This window comes from Actinoplanes sp. NPDC051633 (genome assembly GCF_040681735.1).
Lineage (GTDB): Bacteria > Actinomycetota > Actinomycetes > Mycobacteriales > Micromonosporaceae > Actinoplanes.
This window is the reverse complement of the sequence record NZ_JBFAZH010000186.1, coordinates 1-9,218: the sequence shown is the minus strand read 5'-3', so window position 1 is coordinate 9,218 and position 9,218 is coordinate 1. Positions and strand designations below refer to the sequence as shown.

Genomic DNA, 9,218 nt, shown 5'->3' with positions numbered 1-9,218 from the left:
GGTGCGCGCGCTGTCGCCGCCGCGGGTCAGCCAGCCGGCCGCGTCGCCGCCGGTGCGCTCGCCCAGCGCGGCCCGGCGAGCCAGCGCATACCCGTACACGGCCCGGCGGTGCGGCCGCAGGCGCTGGTCGGCGCCGGAGGCGACGTAGCGGGCGAGCTCGGCGTCGATGTCGCGGAGCACCCGCAGGCAGCCGTCGGTGTCGCCGTGATGGTCCAGCGAGACCGCGTTGCGCAGCCGGATGCCCGGTGCGGCGAACACCTCGGGCGCCATCCCGGCCGCCGCGCCGACCTCCCGCGCCTGCTCGATCGCCGTCAGCGCCTGGCCGTGGAAGCCCAAATAGGAGTAAGCCATCGCGAGGTCGTGCCAGCCCCACGCGGTCTCGATGTCGCCGCCCGGCACCGCGGCCAGCGCCCGGGACGCCTGGACCAGATGCGTGACGCCGCGGTCGAGGGCGCTCTGCAGGTGGGCGGCGAGCGCGGCGAAGGCGTGCATCTGACCGCGCAGATACGGATCGGGCACCTCACGGACCGCGGCCGAGGCGGCGGTCATGGACGGCGCGAACTCGGCGACGCGGCCCAAATTGATCAGCGCGCCGAGGCGCTGCACCAGCGCGTAGGCGCGGGTCGTGGGGTCGGACGACGAATCCAGGACACGGTCGAGGATCGGTAGCGCCTTGGCGGACCTGCCACCCTGCTGCAGTCGCCCCGCCTCACGCAGATCCTCGACGTTGTCCGCGAGCTGGTCCAACCAACTCACCAGGCGCCTCCCCGGCCACTGAAGCGTCATGGACGACGCGTCATGATTATGCCGTGACACGGACACCGCTCGCATTGATGCTTTCCGGTGCGACATCGGACCTGGCCGCGGCGGGGGTGGAGTCGCCGCGGGTGGATGCCGAGCTGCTCGCCGCCGCGGTGCTCGGGGTGGGACGCGGGCGGCTCGCGCTGATCGAGTCGATGCGCGACGAGGAGCGCGACCGGTTCGCCGAGTTGATCAAGCGGCGCGCGCAGCGGATCCCGGTGCAGCACCTGCTCGGCACGGCCGCCTTCCGGCATCTCGACCTCGCCGTCGGGGAGGGCGTCTTCATCCCGCGGCCGGAGACCGAGTTGTTGGCCGGGTGGGGAATTGATCATGTCGAACCCGGTGACATCGTGGTGGATCTGTGCAGCGGGTCGGGGGCGATCGCGGCCGCGGTCGCGGACGAGACGGCGGCGGGGCGGGTGATCGCGGTCGAGCGGTCCGCGACGGCGCTCGCCTTTCTGCGGCGGAATTTCCGCGGTGACGTCGTCGAGGGCGATGTCGCCGATCCGGACCTGCTGCGGGAGCTCGACGGGCGGGTCGGCGTCGTGCTGTGCAACCCGCCCTACGTTCCGGCCGGCACACGCGTACCCGAGGAAGTGAGCTCGCACGATCCCGCCGAGGCCGTCTTCGGCGGCGCGGACGGCCTGGCCGTCATCCGCCCGGTCATCGCGCTCGCCGCCCGGCTGCTGCGACCCGGCGGGGTGGCCGGGATCGAGCACGACGACACGCACGTCGCCGCCGTCCCGGACCTGTTCCGCGCGGACGGCCGTTTCACCGACGTCGAGGAGCACACCGACCTGGCCGGGCGGCCGCGATACGCGACCGCACGCCGCCGGTGAGAGGCATGGCAGACTGCATCTCGTGATGCTCTACGACTGCCGGACCGTGGCCGATCGCGATCGAGGCGTGACCGCCGCGATCGACGCGGTCAAGAGCGGCGAGCTGGTGGTGCTGCCCACCGACACGGTGTACGGCATCGGCGCGGACGCCTTTACCTCGCACGCCGTCAGCGCGCTGCACACCGCGCGGGGCATGGACGCCCGGGTGGCGCCGCCGGTGCTGGTGGGTTCGCGGCACACGCTGGACGGACTTGTCTATTCGCTGCCCAAGGCGGCCCGTGAGCTGGCCGACGCGTTCTGGCCGGGCGCGCTGACGATCATGGTGGAGCACTCGCCGAGCCTGCAGTGGGATCTGGGGGAGACCGGCGGGGTGGTCGGCGTGCGCATGCCGCTGCACCCGGTCGCGCTGGAGGTGCTGCGCGAGGTGGGCCCGATGGCGGTCACCACGGCCAACAAGATCGGCGGACCGGCCCCGACCACCGCCGAGGAGGCGCGCGAGCAGCTGGAGTATTCGGTGCGCGTCTACCTCGAGGCCGGCGCCGCCGCCGACCCGGCGCCCAGCACGATCGTGGACGTCACCGGTGACGTGCCGCGGGTCCTGCGCACCGGCGCGATCCCGCTGGAGAAGCTGCGCGACGTCGTGCCGGACATCCTCGCGCCGGAGGCCTGAGATGGCCGCGGTCGAGCCCTTCACCGTCCTGCACGTGTGCATGGGCAACATCTGCCGGTCGCCGATGGCCGAGCGCCTGCTGGCCCGGGCCGTCCGCGATCGCGCGCCGGACGCCGCCGACCAGCTCGTCCGCAGCGTCAGCGCGGGCACCGGCGGCTGGCACGAGGGCGAGGAGATGAACCCGCCGGCCTCCCGCCAGGTGCGTGCCCGGGGCGGCTCGTCGGCCGGCTTCGAGGCGCGCAAGCTGCGCGGCGACTTCCTCGACGAGGCCGACCTGATCCTCACCGCCACCGCCGACCAGTACGACTACGTGCTGGCGCTGCGCCCCGAGGCGGCCGCGCGGACCTTCGTTCTGGGCGAGTTCGCCCGGCTGCTGGCCGCCGTGGACGCGAGCACGCTGCCGGCCGGCGGAGAGAAGCCGGAGCAGGTGCACGAGCGCGGCACCGCCATCGTCGCCGCGGTGCACCGGTTGCGCGGCGACGACGCCCCGCTGCCGTCCGACGACCTCGACGACCCGTGGGGCCGCGGCGACCAGACGTTCCAGCGCATCGGCGACGAGATCGAGGACGCGACCGTCCCGTTCGCCACCCTTCTCCTGCCGTGATCGTCCGCCCCGACGCGCAGGGCCTCGCCCGCGCGGTGGACCTGCTCCGCGCCGGTTCGGTGGTCGCCTTTCCCACCGAGACGGTGTACGGCCTGGGCGCCGACGCGTTCGACGAGAAGGCCGTGGCGGAGATCTACCGCCTGAAGAACCGGCCATCGTGGAATCCGCTGATCGCCCACGTGGCGTCGGCCGCCGCCGCGCGGGAGATCGTCGACGATTGGCCGGATGAGGCGGACGAACTGGCCGGCCGGTTCTGGCCCGGCCCGCTGACGCTGGTGCTGCGGCGCGGGTCGGGCACGCTGGCGGTGCGGGTGCCCGCCCACGAGGTCGCGCTGCGGCTGCTCGACGCCGTCGGGATCCCGCTGGCCGCGCCGAGCGCCAACCGTTCCGAGGGCATCTCGCCGACCACCGCCCAGCACGTGGCGCGCAGCCTGCCGGACGTCCCGCTGATCCTGGACGGCGGCAGCTGCGCCTGGGGCATCGAGTCCACCGTGCTCGACGTGACCGGCGAGGTGCCGCGGCTGCTGCGCCCGGGCGCGCTCGGCCTGCGCGCGATCCGCGACGTGATCGGCCCGGTCGAGCTGCCGGCCGGCGTCGACGACGGCGTCCAGCGCCCCTCGCCGGGGATGAGCCGGCGGCACTACGCCCCGCGGGCACGTCTCGTGCTGGTCGACGAGATCGACGACCTCGAGGGGTACGAGCAGCCGGTGGGTGTGCTGACGCACGAGGGCCTCAACGCCCGCGAGTACGCCGCCGACCTCTACGCCGCGCTGCACCGCCTGGACGACTCCGGCGTCGCCACCATCGTCGCCCTCGCCCCGCCCGCTACCGAGGAGTGGCTGGCCGTGCGCGATCGCCTGTCCCGCGCCGCGGCGAAATAGCCTCGCGCGCGATGTTCCGGGCCATCATCGCCACCAGCGGCGCGTGGAACGGCATGATCCCCGTCCAGTAGGCCTGGCCGGCAAGCCCGCGCGGCAGGAAGATGTTGCGCTGGATCAGGCGGCTGCGGCCCGGCCCGATCTCCTCGACACGGAACTCCAGCCACGCCCGCCCGGGCAGCCTCATCTCGGCCCGCAGGCGCAGCAGCTCGCCCGGCACGACCTCTTCCACCCGCCAGAAGTCGACCGCCTCGCCGACGTGCAGGCGCTGCTGATCGCGCCGGCCGCGGCGCATCCCGATGCCGCCGGCCAGCCGGTCCATCCAGCCGCGCGCCCGCCAGGCGATCTGTGGCGAATACCAGCCGTTGGCGCCGCCGACGCTCTCGACCACCCGCCACAGAGCGGCGGCCGGAGCGTCGACGTCCGCCCGGCGCTCGTCCACGTGCAGCGTGCCGCCGGACCAGTCCGGGTCGCTGGGCAGCGGCTCGGCGGCGGCGTCCCGGCCCGACGCCGTCGACCAGCGGGTCTCGACGTTGGCGTCCCGGATCTTGCCGAGGGCGACGCGCACCGACTCGTCGAAGCCGAGCAGGCCCTCGTCCGGGATGTACTCGGCGATGTCGTGCTCGTGCGCGATGGCCTCGTGGATCAGGCTCTCCACCAGCGGTTTCGCGATCTTGTTGGGCACCGGCGTCACCGCCCCGACCCAGTGGGCGGACAGGCGTGGGGTGAGCGGGCGCAACGGTGCGATCAGCCGGCGCCGCAGGCCGGCCACCCGCGCGTAGCGCTGCATCATCTCCAGATAGGTCAGCACGTCGGTGCCGCCGATGTCGAAGCCGCGGTTCACCTCGGGCGGGAGTTCGGCGGAGGCGATCAGGTAGTGCAGCACGTCGCGGACCGCGATCGGCTGGATCCGGTTGCTGACCCAGCGCGGGCAGACCATCACCGGCAGCCGCTCGGTCAGGTAGCGCAGCATCTCGAACGACGCCGAGCCCGAGCCGATGATCACCGCGGCGCGCAGCACGGCGGTCGGCACGGAACTGTCCAGCAGCACGCGCGCCACCTCGGCGCGGGATCGCAGGTGCGCCGACTGGGTGCCGCCCTCCGGGGGCTGCGGCCCACCCAGGTAGATGATCCGGCGTACGCCGGCCTTCTCCGCCGCCGCCGCGAAGTTTTGCGCGGCCTCCCGGTCGCGGCGCTCGAAGTCCTTGCGGCCCAGCGAGTGCATCAGGAAGTACGCGACCTCGACGTCCTCGAAGGCGGCCGGCAGCGTACCCGGATCGGACAAATCGCCCTCAACCACCTCGACGTCGCCCGCCCAGGGCACATCCCGCAGACGGTTCGCGTCGCGGGTGAGACACCGCACTTGGTGGCCCGCGGCGACCAGCCGGGGCGCGAGGCGGCCACCGATGTATCCGGTGGCGCCGGTGACGAGACAACGCATAACCGCACTGTGCCCTCAGGCAGGGGGTGATAAGCCATATCCTCGAGAACGTGGACACGTTCTGGGGTCCGGACTTCGGCCTGCTCGAGCGCACCGATCCCGAGATCGCCGCGGTCGTTCTGGCCGAGCTCGACCGGCAGCGGTCGGGCCTGCAGCTGATCGCGAGCGAGAACTTCACCTCGCCCGCGGTCCTGGCCGCGCTCGGCTCCACGCTCACCAACAAGTACGCCGAGGGCTATCCGGGCGCCCGCTACTACGGCGGGTGCGCCGCCGTGGACGCCGCCGAGGAGCTGGCCGTGCGCCGCGCCCGCGAGCTGTTCGGCGCCGAGCACGCCAACCTCCAGCCGCACTCCGGGTCGTCGGCGAACCTGGCCGCGTACGCCGCGCTGGTCCGGCCGGGCGACTGCGTGCTGGCCATGGAGCTGCCGCACGGCGGGCACCTCACCCACGGCAGCCGGGTCAACTTCTCCGGCAAATGGTTCCACCACGTCGGCTACACCGTCCGCAAGGACACCGAGCTGATCGACTACGACGAGGTCCGCGACCTGGCGCTGGCGCACCGGCCGGCGCTGATCATCTGCGGCGCCACCTCGTACCCGCGGATCATCGACTTCGCCGCGTTCCGCGCGATCGCCGACGAGGTGGGCGCCTACCTCATGGTGGACGCGGCGCACTTCATCGGGCTGGTCGCCGGTCAGGTGTCGCCGTCGCCCGTACCGCACGCCGATGTGGTGACCGCGACCACCCACAAGGTGCTGCGCGGACCTCGAGGAGGCATGATTCTGTGCCGTGAGAGTCTCGCCGCGCGGATCGACAAGGCCGTCTTCCCGTTCAGTCAGGGCGGGCCGATGATGCACGCGGTGGCCGCGAAGGCGGTCGCGTTGCGCGAGGCGGCCACTCCCGCCTTCCAGGGGTACGCGCGCCGCGTGGTCACCAACGCGCGGACGCTCGCCGCCGGGCTGGCCGCCGAGGGCATGCGTCCCGTGACCGGCGGCACCGACACACATCTCGCGCTGATCGACCTGACCGCCGCGGGGATCACCGGGGTCGAGGCCGAGCAGCGCTGCGACCGGGCCCGGATCACGCTGAACAAGAACTCGATCCCGTACGACGCCAAGCGCCCGACGGTGGCCTCGGGCATCCGGCTCGGCGCCGCCGCGGTCACCACCCAGGGCATGGGCGAGGACGAGATGCGCCGGGTCGCCGGGCTGATCGCGGCCGCCGTCCGCGACCGGGACGTCGCCGCCGAGGTCGCCGAGCTCGTCCAGGCCTTCCCGGTCTACCCCCGGGACGAGGTGTACGCGTGAGCACCACCCCACCCCCGAGGAACTACGGCGTGATCGCCCAGATCCTCGGCAAGGACGACGAGGACGACGACCGCCCGCTGCCCGACCTGCCGCCGCTGCCCGAGGACCCGCGCTGGCGCATCGAACACCTGCCCTTCGTGCTGGCCGTCGGATTCGCGCTGGTGCTGTGCGCCGCCTCGGCCGGCTTCTTCGCCGGCGGGCCGGTGGCCGCGGCCGGCGCCGCGGCCGGGATGTTGATAGTGACGATCGGGATCAGCATGACCACGCTGGCCATCGCCTGGGCGGATGTCATCCGGCCCGAGCTGGTGATGCCGGTCGGCCTGGCGGTCTATGTGATCAAGTTCGCGTTGATCGCGGCCCTGCTGCTGGTGGTGGCGGACCGCGGCTGGGCCGGCGGCCTGCCGATGGCGTGGTCGATGGCGGTCGGCGTCGTGGTGCTCACCGGCGTGCAGGTGATGTGGCTGATGCGCATCGCCAACCGTCGCCTGCCCTCGTGACCGCCCGGCTCGCAAAAGCGCTGCTCAGTGGTCCTGAGCGGGGCCGGGTGACGCCTTTGCGCCCATTCGGGTGTCAGATAAGCGCCGGTCATGGCTACCGCTTGAACTGCAGGAGTACGCTTCCGCCAACTTGAGTGCCGATGCGCGGCCCGAGCAACCCGCCGTTGCCCGGGGGGTCCTGCCTAGCCTCAGGTTTCCTGCTGATATCGTTCGCCACGTCATGGCCGGTCAGCAGCCCCCTTCTGAACCCCACGAGGATGACGCTCCGCCACCCCCGAATTCCGGGGCGGGATACACGGCGATCAGCTATCTCATCGGGGGGATGGTCGTCTGGGGTGGGATCGGCTGGCTGGTGGACCACTACTGGCTCGGCACCAAGGGCATCGCGATGGGTATCGGCGCGGTGATCGGCGGCGCTGCCGGGGTCTACTTGATCGCGCGCCGCCTGGGCGCCTGACCTGGAAGGGCTAAGGTGACCGGTCCGACGACTGTCCTCGCCGCGGAGGTTCCGTTCCCGCCGTCGGTTGAGGACTTCTTCCTGCCCAGCATCGTGCCGTGGGGCGAGCACTCGTACTGGTTCACGAAGATCACTCTGCTGCTCTGGCTCTCGGTCGCAATCCTGATCATCTACTTCCTGGTGTCGTACCGGAAGCCGCAGTTGGTGCCGAGCAAGAAGCAGTGGCTGGCCGAGTCGCTGTACGGCTTCGTGCGCAACAACATCGCGGTCGACATGATCGGCAAGGAGGGCGTGCGCTTCGCGCCGTACCTCGCCTCGCTGTTCTCGTTCATCCTGGTGATGAACCTCTGGGGCATCGTCCCGCTCGCGCAGATCTCGCCGAACTCGCACATCGCCTTCCCGGCGATCCTCGCGCTGATCAGCTACGTGCTGTTCCTCTACGTCGGCTTCAAGAAGCACGGCCTGGGCTACTTCAAGGTCGTCCTGGTGCCGCCGGCGCCGTGGTTCATCCTGCCCATCCTGATCCCGATCGAGTTCTTCTCGAACCTGATCGTCCGGCCGTTCTCGCTGGCCATCCGACTCTTCGCCAACATGTTCGCCGGCCACATGCTCCTGCTGGTGTTCACGCTCGGCGGGTTTGCCATGATCAACTCGAACGCGCTGCTGGCGCCCGTGTCGCTGTTGTCCTGGGCCATGACGGTCGCGCTGACGTTCCTCGACTTCGCGATCATCTGCCTGCAGGCATACATCTTCACGGTGCTGACCGCGAGCTACATCCAGGGCTCACTCGCCGAGGGGCACTGAGTCAGCCCCCAGAGTTCCTTTTGCAAGACCCCGTAGTCGTCCCGCATGACAGTCATGCGAGATACCAGGAGGAAATTCAAATGCTGCTTGCCGAAGTTGTCGGTAGCACCGCCGCCATCGGGTACGGCCTCGCGGCCATCGGCCCCGGAGTCGGCGTGGGTCTCGTCTTCGCCGCGTACATCCAGTCCACCGCGCGTCAGCCGGAGGCGGCCCGCATCACTCAGCCGTTCCTCTGGATCGGTTTCGCCGTGGTCGAGGTTCTCGCCCTGCTGGGCATCGTCTTCGGCTTCGTCTGGGCCAACCCGGTCGGCTGAGCACCGCTCCGTCTCGTTAGGGAGGGTGTCCGTTGAATATCGTCTATCTGGCCGCCGAGGAAGTCGAGCACAACCCGATCGTGCCCCTGTGGCAAGAGGTCGTGCTCGGGTTCATCGCCTTCGGCCTGCTCTGCTTCGTGCTCATGAAGTTCGTGTTCCCGCGCATGGAGGAGACCTTCCGGGCGCGCGTGGACGCGATCGAGGGCGGCATCAAGCGCGCCGAGGAGGCGCAGGCCGAGGCCAACAAGCTGCTCGAGCAGTACCGCGCGCAGCTCGCCGAGGCCCGCACCGAGGCGGCCCGCATCCGTGACGAGGCGCGCGCCGACGCCGAGGGCATCCGTCAGGACGTCCTGGCCAAGGCTCGTGAGGAGTCCGACCGGATCATCTCGGCCGGTCGCGAGCAGCTCGCCGCCCAGCGCGAGAGCATCGTTCGCGAGCTGCGCCAGGAGGTCGGCACACTGGCCGTCGACCTGGCCGGCCGCATCGTGGGCGAGTCGCTGGCCGACGAGGCCCGCACCCGCGGCACGGTCGACCGGTTCATCGCCGAGCTCGACACCACCGGCACGAGCGGCGGGCGGCGCTGATGACGGCGCCGACCGTCGGCCG

General features: G+C 71.6%; 11 protein-coding genes and 1 pseudogene. 10 read left to right on the top strand and 2 right to left on the bottom strand.

Annotation, left to right across the window (positions count from 1 at the left end; all coding sequences use genetic code 11):
* Positions 1-756: pseudogene (locus tag AB0M20_RS13575) on the bottom strand (GGDEF domain-containing protein); the annotation flags it as partial.
* Positions 757-833: 77 nt separating this feature from the next.
* Between AB0M20_RS13575 and prmC the strand changes: the two are divergent.
* Genes prmC through AB0M20_RS13555 form a run of 4 tightly spaced genes read left to right on the top strand, consistent with a single transcriptional unit; the run spans position 834 to position 3,795 of the window.
* On the top strand, positions 834-1,640 hold the full coding sequence (prmC, locus tag AB0M20_RS13570) for a peptide chain release factor N(5)-glutamine methyltransferase (RefSeq protein ID WP_364297789.1): 807 nt from the start codon (positions 834-836) through the stop codon (positions 1,638-1,640).
* 25 nt (positions 1,641-1,665) lie between these two features.
* Positions 1,666-2,310: an L-threonylcarbamoyladenylate synthase gene (locus AB0M20_RS13565; RefSeq protein ID WP_364297787.1), complete on the top strand. Its 645-nt coding sequence runs from the start codon at positions 1,666-1,668 to the stop codon at positions 2,308-2,310.
* Between the two features lies 1 nt (position 2,311).
* The gene (locus AB0M20_RS13560) at positions 2,312-2,914 is read left to right on the top strand and encodes a phosphotyrosine protein phosphatase (protein ID WP_364297783.1); all 603 of its coding nucleotides are present in this window, start codon (positions 2,312-2,314) and stop codon (positions 2,912-2,914) included.
* Entirely contained in the window at positions 2,911-3,795 is an 885-nt protein-coding gene (locus AB0M20_RS13555) for an L-threonylcarbamoyladenylate synthase (RefSeq protein ID WP_364297781.1), read from the top strand. Before AB0M20_RS13560 ends, AB0M20_RS13555 begins: the two co-directional genes overlap by 4 nt.
* Here AB0M20_RS13555 and AB0M20_RS13550 read toward each other — a convergent pair.
* Positions 3,740-5,233, bottom strand: a complete 1,494-nt coding sequence (locus tag AB0M20_RS13550) for an SDR family oxidoreductase (RefSeq protein ID WP_364297779.1) — start codon at positions 5,231-5,233, stop codon at positions 3,740-3,742. The genes AB0M20_RS13555 and AB0M20_RS13550 overlap by 56 nt on opposite strands.
* 50 nt (positions 5,234-5,283) lie before the next feature.
* Between AB0M20_RS13550 and glyA the strand changes: the two genes are divergently transcribed.
* The 6 genes from glyA to AB0M20_RS13520 all read left to right on the top strand — a co-directional run bounded on the left by glyA (position 5,284) and on the right by AB0M20_RS13520 (position 9,196).
* Positions 5,284-6,540, top strand: coding sequence for a serine hydroxymethyltransferase (glyA, locus tag AB0M20_RS13545; protein ID WP_364297777.1), 1,257 nt, complete (start codon positions 5,284-5,286; stop codon positions 6,538-6,540).
* On the top strand, positions 6,537-7,037 hold the full coding sequence (locus AB0M20_RS13540; protein WP_364297775.1) for a hypothetical protein: 501 nt from the start codon (positions 6,537-6,539) through the stop codon (positions 7,035-7,037). Before glyA ends, AB0M20_RS13540 begins: the two co-directional genes overlap by 4 nt.
* Before the next feature lie 220 nt (positions 7,038-7,257).
* Positions 7,258-7,494, top strand: a complete 237-nt coding sequence (locus AB0M20_RS13535; RefSeq protein WP_364297773.1) for a hypothetical protein — start codon at positions 7,258-7,260, stop codon at positions 7,492-7,494.
* 15 nt (positions 7,495-7,509) lie between these two features.
* Entirely contained in the window at positions 7,510-8,298 is a 789-nt protein-coding gene (gene atpB, locus AB0M20_RS13530; RefSeq protein ID WP_364297771.1) for a F0F1 ATP synthase subunit A, read from the top strand.
* Positions 8,299-8,378: 80 nt separating this feature from the next.
* Positions 8,379-8,612 (top strand): ATP synthase F0 subunit C, encoded by a 234-nt coding sequence (locus AB0M20_RS13525; protein ID WP_364297769.1) that lies wholly within the window; start codon positions 8,379-8,381, stop codon positions 8,610-8,612.
* Positions 8,613-8,650: 38 nt separating this feature from the next.
* Positions 8,651-9,196, top strand: coding sequence for a F0F1 ATP synthase subunit B (locus AB0M20_RS13520; protein WP_364297785.1), 546 nt, complete (start codon positions 8,651-8,653; stop codon positions 9,194-9,196).
* Positions 9,197-9,218: the final 22 nt, after the last annotated feature.